18 protein-coding genes are annotated in these 14,655 nt (G+C 57.6%); 6 read left to right on the top strand and 12 right to left on the bottom strand.

The genetic code is table 11. The annotated features are described in order from the left end of the window. Position 1 precedes the first annotated feature (1 nt). The 3 genes from AC0V6V_RS01245 to AC0V6V_RS01235 all read right to left on the bottom strand — a co-directional run bounded on the left by AC0V6V_RS01245 (position 2) and on the right by AC0V6V_RS01235 (position 1,999). Positions 2-658: a glutathione S-transferase family protein gene (locus AC0V6V_RS01245; protein WP_486163674.1), complete on the bottom strand. Its 657-nt coding sequence runs from the start codon at positions 656-658 to the stop codon at positions 2-4. Next, on the bottom strand, positions 655-1,596 hold the full coding sequence (locus AC0V6V_RS01240; protein WP_486163673.1) for a DUF808 domain-containing protein: 942 nt from the start codon (positions 1,594-1,596) through the stop codon (positions 655-657). The genes AC0V6V_RS01245 and AC0V6V_RS01240 overlap by 4 nt, the downstream gene beginning before the upstream one ends. A gap of 79 nt (positions 1,597-1,675) precedes the next feature. Next, on the bottom strand, positions 1,676-1,999 hold the full coding sequence (locus tag AC0V6V_RS01235; protein ID WP_486163672.1) for a hypothetical protein: 324 nt from the start codon (positions 1,997-1,999) through the stop codon (positions 1,676-1,678). 232 nt (positions 2,000-2,231) lie between these two features. Between AC0V6V_RS01235 and rpsF the strand changes: the two genes are divergently transcribed. The 6 genes from rpsF to AC0V6V_RS01205 all read left to right on the top strand — a co-directional run bounded on the left by rpsF (position 2,232) and on the right by AC0V6V_RS01205 (position 7,005). Beyond that, positions 2,232-2,597: a 30S ribosomal protein S6 gene (gene rpsF, locus AC0V6V_RS01230; protein ID WP_486163671.1), complete on the top strand. Its 366-nt coding sequence runs from the start codon at positions 2,232-2,234 to the stop codon at positions 2,595-2,597. Next, positions 2,597-2,821, top strand: a complete 225-nt coding sequence (gene rpsR, locus AC0V6V_RS01225; RefSeq protein ID WP_034904833.1) for a 30S ribosomal protein S18 — start codon at positions 2,597-2,599, stop codon at positions 2,819-2,821. Before rpsF ends, rpsR begins: the two co-directional genes overlap by 1 nt. A gap of 13 nt (positions 2,822-2,834) precedes the next feature. Beyond that, a complete protein-coding gene (gene rplI, locus AC0V6V_RS01220) occupies positions 2,835-3,491 on the top strand; it encodes a 50S ribosomal protein L9 (protein ID WP_486163670.1) in 657 nt (218 codons plus the stop codon). A gap of 148 nt (positions 3,492-3,639) precedes the next feature. Beyond that, positions 3,640-5,076 (top strand): AMP nucleosidase, encoded by a 1,437-nt coding sequence (locus tag AC0V6V_RS01215; RefSeq protein ID WP_486163669.1) that lies wholly within the window; start codon positions 3,640-3,642, stop codon positions 5,074-5,076. A gap of 91 nt (positions 5,077-5,167) precedes the next feature. Next, on the top strand, positions 5,168-5,503 hold the full coding sequence (locus AC0V6V_RS01210; protein ID WP_486163668.1) for a hypothetical protein: 336 nt from the start codon (positions 5,168-5,170) through the stop codon (positions 5,501-5,503). Beyond that, complete coding sequence (locus AC0V6V_RS01205; RefSeq protein ID WP_486166153.1) at positions 5,503-7,005, top strand: methyl-accepting chemotaxis protein; 1,503 nt, start codon at positions 5,503-5,505, stop codon at positions 7,003-7,005. The genes AC0V6V_RS01210 and AC0V6V_RS01205 overlap by 1 nt, the downstream gene beginning before the upstream one ends. 27 nt (positions 7,006-7,032) lie before the next feature. Here AC0V6V_RS01205 and AC0V6V_RS01200 read toward each other — a convergent pair whose 3' ends face one another. The 9 genes from AC0V6V_RS01200 to AC0V6V_RS01160 all read right to left on the bottom strand — a co-directional run bounded on the left by AC0V6V_RS01200 (position 7,033) and on the right by AC0V6V_RS01160 (position 14,637). Continuing rightward, a complete protein-coding gene (locus tag AC0V6V_RS01200) occupies positions 7,033-7,575 on the bottom strand; it encodes a type III secretion system chaperone family protein (RefSeq protein WP_486163666.1) in 543 nt (180 codons plus the stop codon). A gap of 26 nt (positions 7,576-7,601) precedes the next feature. Beyond that, on the bottom strand, positions 7,602-8,672 hold the full coding sequence (locus AC0V6V_RS01195; RefSeq protein WP_486163665.1) for a Vgb family protein: 1,071 nt from the start codon (positions 8,670-8,672) through the stop codon (positions 7,602-7,604). Further along, entirely contained in the window at positions 8,669-10,540 is a 1,872-nt protein-coding gene (locus tag AC0V6V_RS01190) for a M2 family metallopeptidase (protein ID WP_486163664.1), read from the bottom strand. Before AC0V6V_RS01190 ends, AC0V6V_RS01195 begins: the two co-directional genes overlap by 4 nt. Before the next feature lie 68 nt (positions 10,541-10,608). Continuing rightward, positions 10,609-11,130: a hypothetical protein gene (locus AC0V6V_RS01185; protein WP_486163663.1), complete on the bottom strand. Its 522-nt coding sequence runs from the start codon at positions 11,128-11,130 to the stop codon at positions 10,609-10,611. After that, on the bottom strand, positions 11,127-11,894 hold the full coding sequence (locus tag AC0V6V_RS01180; RefSeq protein WP_486163662.1) for an alpha/beta fold hydrolase: 768 nt from the start codon (positions 11,892-11,894) through the stop codon (positions 11,127-11,129). Before AC0V6V_RS01180 ends, AC0V6V_RS01185 begins: the two co-directional genes overlap by 4 nt. After that, positions 11,891-12,352, bottom strand: coding sequence for a GFA family protein (locus AC0V6V_RS01175; RefSeq protein WP_486166152.1), 462 nt, complete (start codon positions 12,350-12,352; stop codon positions 11,891-11,893). Before AC0V6V_RS01175 ends, AC0V6V_RS01180 begins: the two co-directional genes overlap by 4 nt. After that, positions 12,349-12,999: a DsbA family protein gene (locus tag AC0V6V_RS01170; protein ID WP_486166151.1), complete on the bottom strand. Its 651-nt coding sequence runs from the start codon at positions 12,997-12,999 to the stop codon at positions 12,349-12,351. Before AC0V6V_RS01170 ends, AC0V6V_RS01175 begins: the two co-directional genes overlap by 4 nt. Positions 13,000-13,047: 48 nt before the next feature. Further along, positions 13,048-13,608, bottom strand: coding sequence for an aspartate-semialdehyde dehydrogenase (locus tag AC0V6V_RS01165; RefSeq protein ID WP_486163658.1), 561 nt, complete (start codon positions 13,606-13,608; stop codon positions 13,048-13,050). Between the two features lie 3 nt (positions 13,609-13,611). Continuing rightward, the gene (locus AC0V6V_RS01160; RefSeq protein WP_486163657.1) at positions 13,612-14,637 is read right to left on the bottom strand and encodes an aspartate-semialdehyde dehydrogenase; all 1,026 of its coding nucleotides are present in this window, start codon (positions 14,635-14,637) and stop codon (positions 13,612-13,614) included. Positions 14,638-14,655: the final 18 nt, after the last annotated feature.

Below are 14,655 nucleotides of genomic sequence, written 5' to 3'. Positions count from 1 at the left end.
TCTAAGTGCTTTTTAGAGCTTTTCGCCCCTCTTCCTCTCGCTCAACCGCACGCCTGTAAGCAGGGCGAGCGACTAGGCGGTCTCGATAAGCCTTCAAGCTGTCAGGGACGCCGTCATCGAGCCCAACTTTCTCGGCCAAAATCAACGCATATCCCACGCATATATCCGCCACGGTAAAGCGGTCTGCACACAGGAACTCCCGATCTTGAAGCCGCTGCTCAACCTTCACCAACCGCTTGTGGAACCACTTGGCATAGGCCTCCCCCGCCTCGGACAGACCCTTCTCCTTTTCGAAGATGGCAAAGCGCATGTAGACTGTTTGGGGAAAGGTGATCGTCGCATCGGCGTGATAGGTGAAATCGCAATATTCCGCATAGTCCGGCTCACCCGGACCGATCGCCAGCTTTGTCATGCCGTTGCGGGTCGCAAGAAAATGCGCAATCGCGCAGCTTTCCGTCATCCGCACTCCGCCATCCACCAGCATGGGAACTGTGCCTAGCGGATTGATCTCCAGATATTCGGGCGCGAGATAGCGCGGCGGGAACGGCAGTATGCGCAGGTCAATGTCAGCGCCCGCCTCCTCCGCCGCCCAAGTCGCGCGTAACCCGCGCGAGCCAGCACAAGTGTAGAGGAGCGGAGGAGCGCTAGGTCGGGTCAATGCGCGCCTTCATAGCCGATCACTTTGTGCAGTACGAAGGCAATTACCGCGCCCAGCGCGAGGCCCAGCACCGCCGAAATACCCGCATAGGTGAACCAGCCCAGGATGCCGCCCATCGCGCCTGATCCGCCGCTCACGGCTGCCTCTGCTCCATGCGCGATGTCATAAAACAGGTGGAAGCCGACCTCGTGCGTTCCGTGGATGATAATTCCGCCGCCGACCCACAGCATCGCAACCGTGCCGATAAATGACAGCGCGATCAGCAGCTTGGGCACCGAATTGACCAGCAAGTGGCCAAATTTCTGAGCAATCGTGCTGTCCTTCCTCGTCAGGTGCAGCCCAACATCATCCATCTTCACAATCAGCGCGACGGCCCCGTAAACTGCAACTGTCACCGCTATCGCGACGATGCCTAGCGCGATTGCTCGCTCCCACCACACATCAAGATCAAGCTCGTTGAGGGTGATCGCCATAATCTCCGCCGACAGGATCAGGTCGGTGCGAATTGCGCCCGCCACACGCTGATTTTCAAAGGCGACGGGATCGGTTATCTCATCATCGACGGTCTTGCCGTGCTTCGCCCCGCCGAGCTTTTCCAGAACCTTCTCAGCGCCTTCGTAGCAAAGGAACGCCCCGCCAAGCATCAATATCCAGATGATCAGCGAGGGCAGGAATTCCGACAGCAATATCGCCCCGGGCAGCAATATGATCAGCTTGTTGAACAGGCTGCCCTTGGTGATTTTCCAAATAATCGGCAGCTCGCGCGCCGGCGAGAGCCCGGTGACGTAGCTGGGCGTAACCGCAGCATCGTCTATAACCACGCCAGCGGTCTTCGTCCCCGCACGCCCGGCCGCCGCCGCGATATCGTCAATCGAAGCCGCCGCAGTGCGCGCTATGATCGACACGTCATCCAAAAGTGCAACCAATCCTGATGGCATGTCGTTGTCCTACCCTGTTCTATTGTTGTACGTTTCTAATGACGCCGCTGCCGGATCCCCCGGCATTGGCGCGCTTCAATTATTCGTTGATCGGGCCAAAGGTCTTCACTGGATTGGCCGCCATCGGGTCATCAACGACCATGTAGACATGCGTTGCGCCGCCCTGGTCAACCTCGGCATAGGTTGCGCTCAATTGCATATTCCCATCAAATTCACACAGCAGTCCGATATCGTCGAAGATGCGAACGCTCTGCCCTTCCATAATGGCCGCCCGACTTGGCGGACCATCGCAGGCGCGCTCGCTCGGCGCATCAGCAGCGATGTAGTAGGTACTTTCGGTGGTGGCCAAGGCCCCGCAGGCGCTGAGCGTCAGCAAAGCGGCAAGCGCAGTGAACTTCTTCATTGATTGACCCTCCCACGATAAAAATCATGTACACCCATCAATTATAGCCCCCACACATCAGGTCAACCGCGCTGCCACGCTCTGCAAACAGTCGCATTCGCGCTTGCTTTTGGCGGCAAAGGCGGTATGTGCGCCCATCGCCTGAATTAGGGCGTATGAAGAAAGCCGGAGGGGCACTCGCGGATCCGCTGCGAAATGGCCAACGATCGGTAGCAATATGAAAGGATGCGAGATGGCTCATTACGAGCATATCTTTCTCGCGCGTCAAGACCTGAGCCAGGCTCAGGTAGACACGCTGGCGGCAACCGCCACAGAAATCGTAGAAGCGAACAACGGCAAGGTTACCAAGACTGAAACTTGGGGCCTCAAATCGCTCGCCTACAAAATTGACCGCAACCGCAAGGCACACTTTGTGCTGCTCAACATCGATGCCCCTGGCACCGTGGTCGAAGAGCTGGAGCGTCAGACCCGTATCAACGAAGACATCATTCGCTACATGACTATCCGTGTCGAAGAGCACGAAGAAGGTCCAAGCGTAATGATGCGTAAGAACGAGCGTGACCGTAAGCGCCGCTCTGACAGAGAGGATCGCGACTAATGGCACGTCCTTTTTTCCGCCGCCGCAAATCTTGCCCGTTCTCGGGTAACGACGCGCCCAAGATCGACTACAAAGACGTTCGCCTGCTGCAAGGCTTCATGTCTGAGCGTGGTAAGATCGTTCCATCGCGCATCACCGCCGTTTCTGCTAAGAAACAGCGTGAACTCGCCAAAGCCATTAAGCGCGCACGCCACATCGGCCTGCTGCCTTACATCGTAAAGTAAGAGGAGAGACGACATGGATATCATTCTCCTCGAACGGATCGAGAAACTCGGCACCATTGGTGACGTCGTTACTGTGAAAGACGGCTATGCCCGCAACTTCCTGCTTCCGCAGAAGAAGGCCCTGCGTGCAAACGATGCCAATAAGAAGGTGTTTGAAGCCAACCGCGAGCGTCTCGAAAAAGAGAACGCAGAACGTCGCGGTGAAGCTGAGAAGGTCGGCAGCAAGGTCGACGGTGCAGAAGTTGTGCTTATCCGCGCAGCCTCCAACACCGGCCAGCTGTACGGTTCTGTCAACGTCCGCGACATGGTCGCTGGCCTGACTGAACAAGGCCACGATGTGAACAAGAAGCAGGTTATCATGGGCAGCCCGATCAAAACGATCGGCATGCACGATGTGACTGTCGCTCTGCACCCAGAGGTGCACATCATCGTCAAAGCAAACGTTGCACGCAGCGACGACGAAGCCGAGCTGCAAAGCCAAGGCGTCGACGTTCTGGCTCAGCTATTTGAAGACGAGCAGAAGGAAATCGAGGAAGCGGCCGACGCAAATCGAATCGACCCTACCCTTGAGCCAGGCGAAATTCCCGCCGAACTGCTCGAAGACGGTGCTGCTCCTGCAGAAGACACGGCTGAAGAAGCCGCTGCTGAAGAGGAAGCTGCAAGCGAGTAAGCGTGGCACTTTTTTTACGCCAATCAATGAAGGGCGCGAGGTCAGACCGGCTTCGCGCCCTTTTTGTAAAAGCCAGAGTTTGGAGCGAAATGCCCCCTATATCTGAGCTGTCTTTGAATTTTCCTATTTTGGACACTAACACCAGCACATGAAATCAATCGAAAACACCATCGCGCAGCTTAACAGCATTTACAACGAAGCGGTCTCAACCCTTCGTGAGGATGTTATGGCTTATGGGACCAAGGGCACGATCCCGCCCGCTAGCCGCCGTGAAGATGGAAGTTATGCCTATCCAGAGCTCACCGTGCATTACTCCGGCATTGGCGAGCCTCTCGACCGCAGCCGCGCCTTTGGCCGGCTGGAGCAATCCGGCACCTATCAGACGACCATCACCCGGCCCGATCTGTTCGCCAGCTATCTTGCTGAACAGCTCAGCCTGATCGCGGGCGAGTATGAGATTGAGGTCGAGGTCGGCCGCTCTCGGCAGGAAATCCCCTTCCCTTATGTTCTGGATGGTGACGCGGGTGCGGCCATGGTTGGCATCGCCCCTCAAGACATTGCAAAGCACTTCCCCTCGACCGACCTTGCTCTGATCGGTGACGAGCTGGCCGATGGGATCGAGTTTGACGAAGCAGAATCCATGCCGCTGTCGCTTTTCGATGGGCTACGCACCGATTATTCGCTGGCGCGCTTGGCTCACTACACCGGGACAAAGGTTGAGGACTTTCAGGACTTTATCCTGTTCACCAACTATCATCGTTATGTAGATGAGTTTGTAAACTGGGGCGCTCAACAGATCTGTGAGGGTGGATACACCGGCCTCACCGGCGCTGGCGGCCTCAACATTCACGAATGCACCGACAACGCGCAGGAACAGCTCAACGATACCGCATGGCGCCGGCACCAAATGCCCGCTTACCACCTGATCCGTGAGGACGGACGCGGGATTACATTGGTGAACATCGGCGTTGGACCGTCCAATGCGAAGACCATTTGCGATCACCTTGCCGTCCTGCGCCCGCACGCATGGATGATGATAGGTCACTGCGGCGGCGTGCGCTCCAGTCAGAAAATCGGCGATTTTGTGCTCGCGCACGCCTATTTGCGCGATGACCATGTGCTCGACGGTGTTCTACCACCAGAGATTCCAATTCCCCCGATTGCAGAGGTTCAGCAGGCCCTTGCAGGCGCGACTGAAGAAGTGGCCGGCGCGCAGGGCGCAAACCTAAAACAGCGCATGCGGACGGGCACGGTTGTGACCACGGATGACCGCAATTGGGAACTGCTCTACTCAACCTCAGCCAAACGCTTCTCACAAAGCCGCGCCATTGCGGTCGAAATGGAAAGCGCGACGATCGCCGCGCAGGGTTATCGCTTCCGCGTCCCCTATGGCACTTTGCTGTGTGTGTCGGACAAACCGCTACACGGTGAGATCAAACTGCCCGGGCAAGCGAACCAGTTCTACGAGGAGGCAATCGCCGCTCACCTTCAGATCGGACTGGAGGCGTGCAAGCGCCTGCGCGATGAAGGCGACCGCCTGCACAGCCGCAAGCTGCGCGCGTTTAACGAGCCGCCATTTAGATAATAGCTAGAAGCTCGCACTTCCGCGCGCTGCCAGCACAAATTTAGGCCGACAGTAAACCGGGCCTTAACCATTACTCTTCAATGACGGCACCATGTCGGTCGCCCGAGAAAAACAGATTAGCAAAAGCTCAGAGCAACGCATGCCGCTTGCTCTCCTGCAACTCGCGATTGTCGGGTTTGTTGTCGGTGGTCTGTTTCTGGCACCGCGTTCTGGTGAACAAGTCACGCTTTACCCCCTTGGCGAGAGCGCGGCGCAGACCATGCCCCAAATTCTTTCACAGCCCGGACTTCAAATTGTCGGCCGCGGCACCGTTCCGGGTTCGTACGTAGTTACCGGGCACCGCCCCGGTTTCTCGGACCTGTTATTCGACCATAATATTCTTGTCTTAGCAGCCTCTCGCGCGGGCTGCATCAGTGAGCCTGTCTAATGCTAAACGAGATTGATACCCTTCGCCGTACCGGCGTTAAATTGCTGACCATCGCTGGATGGTGCATCACGGCTGCTATCGCCCTCGCCAGCCTCGAGTTTGGCGAAAACGCCAGCGTGGCCGCTCTCGTCAGCGCAGCTCTCAACATCTTGCCGACGCTTTGCATGCGCGCTCAACGTAGTGACGCTCAAGCACGCCTTGTCGTCGCTCTCATGGTTTCGATGCAGCCAGCTTTGATGCTTTACGCAGTGCAAGGCTGGGTCTGGCAAGTCGACATGCACATGTACTTCTTCGTTGCACTCGCCACGCTCACTATCTTGTGCGACGTGCGCGCCATTATTTTCGCAAGCGCGCTGGTGGCGGTGCATCACCTGACCCTGGCATTTGCGGCGCCTGCATGGGTTTTCTCCGGCGGCGGCGGTATCGGGCGCGTGATGATCCACGCGGTCGCTGTTGCCTTGCAGGCTAGTATCATGTGCTACATTTGTAGCCAGCTTACCAAAATGATTGCATCCTTGGGCCGCGCACGAGATGAAAGCGCCAACCTGGCCGAGGCCAGCAGCCGCCTTGCCAAAGAAGCTCAAGATGCCCTTCACGTCGCCGAACGCGAGCGCGAAGAACGCCTCAAATCAGAATCTGATCAGGCTGAGCGACGCAAAGCAGACTTTGAGCGAATTTCGGTTGAGTTTGAACGTTCGGTCCGAGGCGTTACAGCTGCCGTTGCTGAGACCGCATCACTGCTCGAAAAATCGACAAAAATCATCGACGATGTGGCGCACGAAACGGGCGACCAAGCCAGCGATGTAGCGGATTCTGCTGTGCAGGCTTCCGAGGCGGCTAAGGCTGTCGCCAGCGGCGTCGCCCAATTGTCCCAATCCATCGCCAGTATCGCGGTCAACGTGAGCCAGCAGAACGAGCTGACCACCCATGCCACCACGCGCAGCTCCACCGGCAGCAACGTGATGGGCAGCCTAACTGAGCGTTCCGACAACATCGGTGAAGCGACCCGCGCAATTGTGCGGATTGCAGACCGCACCACCCTCCTCTCGCTCAACGCATCGATCGAGGCAGCAACCGCTGGCGCAGCGGGACGCGGGTTCACAATTGTCGCCAATGAGGTGAAGGAACTTGCCCAACAAGCGACCGAAGCCGCTGGCCAAATCAACTCTCTCCTCAACGGTGTCCGTGACGGAACGTTGGAAGCAGAACAAAACTTTAGCGAGATCGACCACGCGATTGGTGAGCTAAGCCTAGCCGCTACGGCAATCCGCAGTGATGTTGAGACTCAGCGTCAATCGGCAGGCGCGATCGAAGACCACGCACAGCGCGCCGCAAGCAAGGTCGACGATATGGCCAAGCGCAGCAAGTCACTCGCTGAGAAGGCCGAGAACACCAAGCATTTGGCAGGCGAACTGGACGACGCGGCAGCGATGCTGATCGAGAATGTTCGAACTCTCGAAAAATCCACCGATCAATTCATGAACAACCTGCGCGCCGCGTAGGCGCGCGTGAGCGTTACCAGCCCGCCCTCACCGCGATTGCGCTGAGAACTCGGTCAAGCTCGCTCGCATCTTCTGGATTTCTTGGCCAAAAAGCAGCAATTGCGCCTGCGCATTGGCGTAGCTGATACCGTAGGAAGAATTGACATAGCCCTGCAGGACAATCGCCTGATCTCCGGCGCGCACGGCTTTACTGCTCGGGCTGAGGTTGTTGTACTCATTGATGAAATCATCAATTTCAGCGCGCGGGCGAGCGTCTTCTCGCACAAATGTCGCCAGCATCATCAGTCCAACGCACCCCTGCTGCGGCGTGCACGCCCGTGGGGTAAGCGCAAAGCTGATACCGCTGCCGGCCTGCGCGCGGTAAACCGTTCCGCCATTCGCATCGGTTTCGACCTGCCAAGTGGTTTGCACATCGAGCAGCAAGCGCGAGATCGTCGCCGCATCAAACTGCGTCACGACCTGCGGGTTTTGCGGCGCGGCTTGCGCTGGCGGTTGTCCCTGAGCCTGAACGGTGGCTGGCTGCATGGCCAAGGACGCACCAAGAGCCGCTACAACAGATAAAAAACGCACAATCATTACCCCCAAAACTCAGCCGTTCACGGCGAGAAAAATTCCGTCGATCCTAGGATTGCCATGCCATCACCGCCATTTCCAGTCGGTAAACGCCGCAGCACCTTGCCGCTTCCATAGTCAACTTCTGCAACAGTGTCGCTAGCCGTTTCGGCAACATAGACCCGCTCGCCATCATCAGACCACAAGATCGTGACCTGAAAGCGTTCCTCGGCCTGTTCTGGCCCGGACACGGTAATGGTACGGATCACTTTAGCGGTCTCTAGGTCGATCACGCTCAGACTGCCATCCCGCAGATCAGAGGTGACCGCCACGTCACCTTGCGGACGGATCGAAAGCCGCAAAGGAAAGCGCCCAGTTTCAAGTGAGTTTCTCACTTCCATCGTCACCGGATCAAGCTCGAACGCCTGATTGGAACCGCGTGCGGATACCCACAGAGATTTGCCATCAGGTGCCAGCGAAATGCCCTCCGGTTCCTCACCCACCGTGACGGACAAAGGCGGCGCGTCGCCAATTAGGTCAATGCGAGTGACCGTCTTTGAGCCAAGATCGGTTGTCCAAGCTGCGCTTTCATCCGGCGCAACGACGAGCATATGGCTGCCCTGCTTGCCGGTGGGATATTCCGTGAGCGCGGGATTGCCCGTCCCATCATCGGTAATGCGAAAGATCGACTGGCGCCCTTCTGCGGTTGCATAGATCACTCCGCTATCCATCCACATGATCCCATGCGGACGGGCATTTTCGCCCAAGTCCACACTGGTTACCCGGCTCAAATCCTCGATATCAAAGACATCCACTGTGGTGCCGCCATAGCAAGCGAGCGCGACCAAATTGCCATTAGGCGACATCGCCAACTCGTGAGGATTGGTGCAGCTATCCTTGCGCAGCACCTCTTTCCCAGTCGCCAGATCGATCTTGGACAGCGTGTTGCCCCGCTTGTTGGCCACGAACAGCAGCTCTCCGGTCGCGCCAGAGTTAGCCTGGCTCAGCGGTACGTAAACGGTCCATCCAGACTGCTCGGCGTCGCTTTCGACTGGTGCGCAGGCGGATATCGCCAGCGCAGCCGCACCGATCAGTCCTGCTCGAAAGCCTATCACCAGCCCGCTTCCTGTCCTTCATTTTGCTCATTCAGCCATTCCAGCAGCGGCGCGAAGTATTCCACCATGGCCGTGCCGCTCATCTGACGCTCGCCAGTGAAGGCCTCGAGTGCGTCTGGCCAAGGCTTCGACGCGCCCATTTCGAGCATCGCATTGAGGTTTTCGCCAACCTCTTCATTGCCATAGAACGAACAGCGGTGCAGCGGCCCTTCCCATCCGGCGGTGTCACAGGCGGCCTTGTAGAATTGGAATTGCAGGATGCGTGCGAGGAAATAGCGCGTGTAGGGCACATTGCCGGGGATGTGATATTTTGCGCCCGCATCGAAGTTCTCCTCGCTGCGCTCTACCGGCGGAACAATGCCCTGATATTCGGTGCGCAAACCCGTCCAAGACGCATTCGCATCCTCCATACTGGTGGAGCCGTCAAACAGACCCCAGCGATAGCGATCAACCAGCAGGCCGAAGGGCAAGAAGGCAACTTTGTCCATCGCCTGGCGCAGCAGCAGACCGATATCCTTGTCCGCGCTTGGTACTTCCTCTGGCGTAAGCATATCAATTTGAACGAGATATTCCGGCGTAATCGATAGCGCGATCATATCACCAATCGCCTCGTGAAAGCCATCATTCGCGCCGTTGAGATAGAGGAAATCCTGCTCGTTATAGGCCCGCTGGTAGTAATTATGGCCGAGCTCGTGATGGATCACGACAAAGTCATCGGCATTGCGCTTGATGCACATTTTGATCCGTAGATCATCGATATTGTCGATGTTCCACGCGCTGGCATGGCACACCACTTCGCGGTCGGCCGGCTTTGTGAATTGGCTGCGCTCCCAGAAGGTTTCCGGCAGAGCGTCAAACCCGAGTGAGGAGAAAAACTGCTCGCCCACGCGAACCATTTCTTTCTCGTCATATCCCTTCTCGGCGATCAGATCGGTGAGGTCATATCCGATATCACCAGCGCCCTCTGGCGCGACCAGCGGATAGATATTGCCCCATTCCTGCGCCCACATATTGCCAAGCAAATCCGCGCGGATCGGCCCGGTTGCTGGTTGCACAGCATCGCCATGCTTTTCATTGAGCTTGCGGCGAACGTAGGTGTGCAGCGCAATGTACAGCGGCTTCACCTCTTGCCACATCCGCTCCGTTTCGGCGGCGAACTGGTCTGGGTCCATATCGTAGTTTGAGCGCCACATTGCGCCCAGATCAGCAAATCCCAGCTCCTTCGCGCCGTCATTGGCGATGCCGATCATTTTCGCGTAATCCTCACGCATCGGCGCGCCGACATTGTCGTGCCAGCTGACCCACATTTCGGACAGTTCAGCAGGCGTGCGGTCTTGGTTGCCCATTTCCGCTTCGATGTCAGAGCCGCTGATCTCTTCGCCGTTGAGCGTACCGCGTCCCTTGCCGTAAGCCGAGCCGAGCTGCGTTGCGATCTCGCTCAGCTCAGCCGCCGCGCCTTCACGGCTTGGCGCAGGCATCACAATGCCATTGCGCAAAATATCGAGCTTGCGCGCGGTGTCGGGGTTTAGGCCCGGAACACGCGCATATTTTGCCGCTTCATTGGCAAAGGCGACCGATTTTAACGTGGATTCCGCGCCGTATTGCGAAGCCAGCGTATCACTGTCGTGCCCGATGTTCGTCTGGTTCAGCCACAGCACATGGCCATAGGTCTTGGAGAAAGTATTGAGCTCCGCCTCAACGCTGGCGACCCATGCATCTGCGCCCTCAGGCGTTTCAGGAAACTCTGTGCCCGCCGCTGGCGCGGCCTCATCTGCCGCGTGCCCGTCGGCCAGAGCTGGAGACGAGGCTAGCGAGATTGCGATGGCCGATGCCATCATGAATTTAGGAGCGATAGATGGGAGCTTCATGAGCCTGGTAACCTCTCAAAGGGAATTGGTTTCTTATGAAATAAGTTTGAACTGCGACGCGCTTGGAATCAAGCGTCAGTCGTTGAAAAGCGTTGGACCACCAGTGCCGTCAGGACCGCCAGAAAACCGCTGATCCATGTCGCAATTTTGAACGGCCTCAGCGTCGATGCAAGCGAGGCGAGCTGATCATCGCCAGCGAAATTGCGCAGCTGGATGAATTGCGAAATGGTCTCACCGTAATCGGTCGCCAAAAAGATGACCCCTGAAGCAAGTGCGACCAAGCCCAGGCCGGACAGTATCGGCGACGAACAGCGGCGATAGTATAGCCCCGCGAGAACGCAGCCGATCCCGAAAATGCCGATGAAGATCAGGTCGCTGATCATTGCGATTGCGGCGGTGTTCATTAGCCCGTCCCGCGCCCAAGCCCCCTGAATCGCGTCCACTGTCGCTGCATCTGGCGCGCTTTGGTGGTCCAAAATACCGCCCGGCACGCTGTCGGTGATCAACGGCGCATGCAGCGTTAGTGTAATCGCAAAGGCGACTAGGCCGCCGACCCACCACACCAATGCAGTCCGTTTTGAGACCGTCATGGCACGCTCAAAAACTGCGTAATCGCCTCGCCCAGTTCCGGCTTGGTCGCGCTGTCGAGATGCGCGCCGGGCACTTCGTGATAGGTTGCGTTGGGCAGCAATTCGGCAAGCTCAGTCGCAGAACCATTGTCCTGATCATCGACGCCGCAGGCGACTAGCGTGGGCATGGTCACATTGGAGAGCTTAGCAAGGTCGAGATCGCCCATCGCATCAAGAAGCAAGCGCGCCGCGACCCGGTCCACACCTTGCGACTTCAGGAATTGGCGCGAGAAATAGGCAGGGTCGCCGCGCTCGATAGTGTCGAACTCATCAATGACGCGCTTAAAGAACGCCGCGCGCTTCTGCCATTCGCTGAGGCCGGAAACGCCCATCCCGCATACCACCAATTTGCGCGGGGCAAGCACCTGCGTCGCCGTGGCATGCAAGGCCGTGCGCGAACCCAGCGAAAAGCCGACGAGGTCATAAGCGCCATCTTCCAGCTCAAGATGCTCGACCAACGCCGCCGCATCGCGGACCAAAACGCCGCTCGGATAATTGGCCGGATCGGTCGGAGCCTCGCTCTCCCCATGAACGCGAAAATCGAGCATGATCGCTTCACAGCCGGCCTCGGCAAGGCGGGCGGCGTGACCCCATTTAATCCAGTTCATATCCGCGCTGGAAAACAGACCATGAAGCAGGATCACCGGAGCGCCCTCACCCATACGGTGCACGGCCAGGCTCGTGCCGTCGAAACTCGCGAAATGCTCGGTAACAAAGTCGCTCAATTTTGCATCCTCTCGCGCAGTTCCAGCAAATTGTCTGGTTGCGTCTCGTAATTCAACGTCTCTGGATCAAGCGAAATTCCTGCTTGCTTCTTCGAGGTCCAGAGATGGAACTGAGGGGCAAGGTCTTTGCCGTTATCCAGCGTTCCAACTTTCAACGTCGCGCTATCAGGTGACGCGCTAGATCGGTGCCACATACGCGTCCCGCATTTGCCGCAAAAATAGCAATGCTTCATCGCCCCGCTAAATGCGGTGACCTCAAACATCTTCGGAGAACCCTCAATGCTGAGACGCCCGAACGAAATCGGAATGGAGATGGAAAATGCGCTGGCGGATTGCTTTTTGCACTCCCCGCAATGGCACGCATAGGCCGACGGCAGGTCACCGCTGATTGTGTAGCGCACTGCGCCGCATTGGCAGCCACCTGAATGCTCGGCTGCATTGGTTGCGCCTGCGCTCACCGCTTCGCCAGCCCCTTTTGCTCCATCCGCCATTTCGCCATTTCGATCCGGTCCTGGCCAAAGAAGGGCTCGCCCTCAAACACCAAAGTGGGCACGCCCCAATGACCCGCCGCCTCCAGCGCGCTCTGATTGTCAGCGATTTCGGCGTCCAGCGCCGCTGCGTCGCTCAGCACTTCGGCATCAAGTTCGGCGAGGTCCAATTCTGCACGCGACGCTGCACCCGCAAGGTGGCCGCCTTCGTCCCAGCCATCGACTTCGCCGGAGAAGATAATGCGGGACACTTCGTCTGCGAATGCCAGCCCTTTTCCCCGGCGCGATGCGGCCTGGCCCAATCGGCAAATGCGGCGGATAAGCGGTTGCTCCTCAGCAATCTCGCGCGTCATCAGGTTTTGGTTCACAGGATCAGGACGCGGCCAGCGATAAGGGATGCCCAAATGCTGCGCGACCCGCATCGAATCCATCAGGATATAGCGCGGTGCCGCAGGGTTTCCGGTGAACAACAATTCCGGCGCACGGATCGCGATCGGCCACACTGTGCGCAGCTCAATCTCGAGATCAAATTCCTCCGCCAGCGCGCGGTAGCGGCCAATGGCGAGATAGGAATATGGGGAACGGAAGCTGAAATAGAGATCTGCTTTTAAGGTCATTGGCGCAGACTAGCGCGTGGCCTCACAAAAATCTCCACCCAAAATGCGTCACCTAAAGAAACACTGCTTCCCGGCATAAAGCATGGAGACCTTGTCTTCCTCTATGAAGCCGCCGATCTTGTCGCCAAGCGCGAATTCCTCGCCCAAGGTGCTTCCCTCAAGCGGTTGGAAACCAGGGGTCGCGGCCACCTCTTCCCGAGGAGTGCCCAGCTGCACATCCCCAGCAGCCGTGATCTTTTCCGCCTCTGGATCTTCACTTTGGCCAAGGTTCCAACCGACCAACATGCCTTGTTGGAAATTGACAGTCAGTCCGCCAAGAAAGGTGGCTGTCTCAATCGGCCCAGCTCCGCATTCCATGTTCGTCACAATGCCAGCATCGGGGCCAAGAACATCGCCAAGAGCGTAACGCACTTCAACCATGCCCGAGGAGAAAAAGAACGCCTCCGATCCAGCGGCAAGCCCCTCCGCGCGCAGTTCAACCGCATTGTCGGCGATCACCGGCGCTGCGGGGTCACCGCGTTCATTCAAGCGCTCGCTTGGGCTTGGGACCGTTCCGCTGTCGCAGGCGGCGAGCGCGAATGCCGACAATATGATCACCAAACCACGCATACTTTATCCCTTTTTCAGATGCCTCCGCCCGAGCAATTCGGCGATCTGCACCGCGTTCAATGCCGCGCCTTTGCGCAAGTTATCTGATACACACCACAAGGTGATGCCGTTTTCAACGGTCGGGTCTTCGCGAACGCGGCTGATGTAGGTTGCGCCATCGCCAGCGCTTTCCGTTGGCGTGACATAGCCGCCATCTTCGCGCTTATCGATCAGCATGATGCCCGGTGCCTCGCGCAGGATTTCCTGCGCTTGCTCGGCCGACAGCTCATTTTCAAACTCAATATTGATCGCCTCGGAATGGCCGACAAACACCGGCACCCTAACACACGTCGCGTTGAGCTTGATCTTCGGGTCGAGGATCTTCTTCGTCTCGACCATCATCTTCCACTCTTCCTTGGTCGATCCATCGTCCAGGAAGACATCAATATGCGGGATCACGTTAAACGCGATCTGCTTGGTAAAGGTCGCAGGCTCCACTGGATCACCAACAAAGATCGCGCGACTTTGGTTGAACAGCTCGTCCATGCCTGATTTGCCCGCGCCCGACACCGATTGATAGGTCGATACGACAACGCGCTTAATCTTGGCCGCATCATGCAGGGGCTTGAGAGCGACAACCAGCTGAGCCGTCGAGCAGTTCGGGTTCGCGATGATATTGCGCTTCGTATAGTCATCAATCGCATCCGGATTGACCTCTGGCACGATCAGCGGAACGTCCGGCTCCATACGGTAGAGCGAGGAGTTGTCGATCACGATACAGCCCGCTGCCGCGGCCTTTGGCGCATATTCCTTTGCCGGGCCGGACCCGGCGGAAAACAGCGCAATATCCCAGCCATTCCAATCGAAGTGTTCGATATTCTTGCATTTGAGCATCTTGCCCGTGTCGCCGAATTCCACTTCGCTGCCTTGCGAACGCGAGCTGGCCACAGCGGCTATTTCCTCAATCGGAAACTCGCGCTCTGCCAACACTTGCATCATCTCGCGTCCGACATTGCCAGTCGCACCGACCACTGCCACCCGGTAACCCAAATCACATACTCCAATGGA

The organism is Erythrobacter sp. S249 (assembly GCF_057364975.1).
Note: the sequence above shows the minus strand (reverse complement) of the source record. Positions and strands in the feature narration are given on the sequence as shown.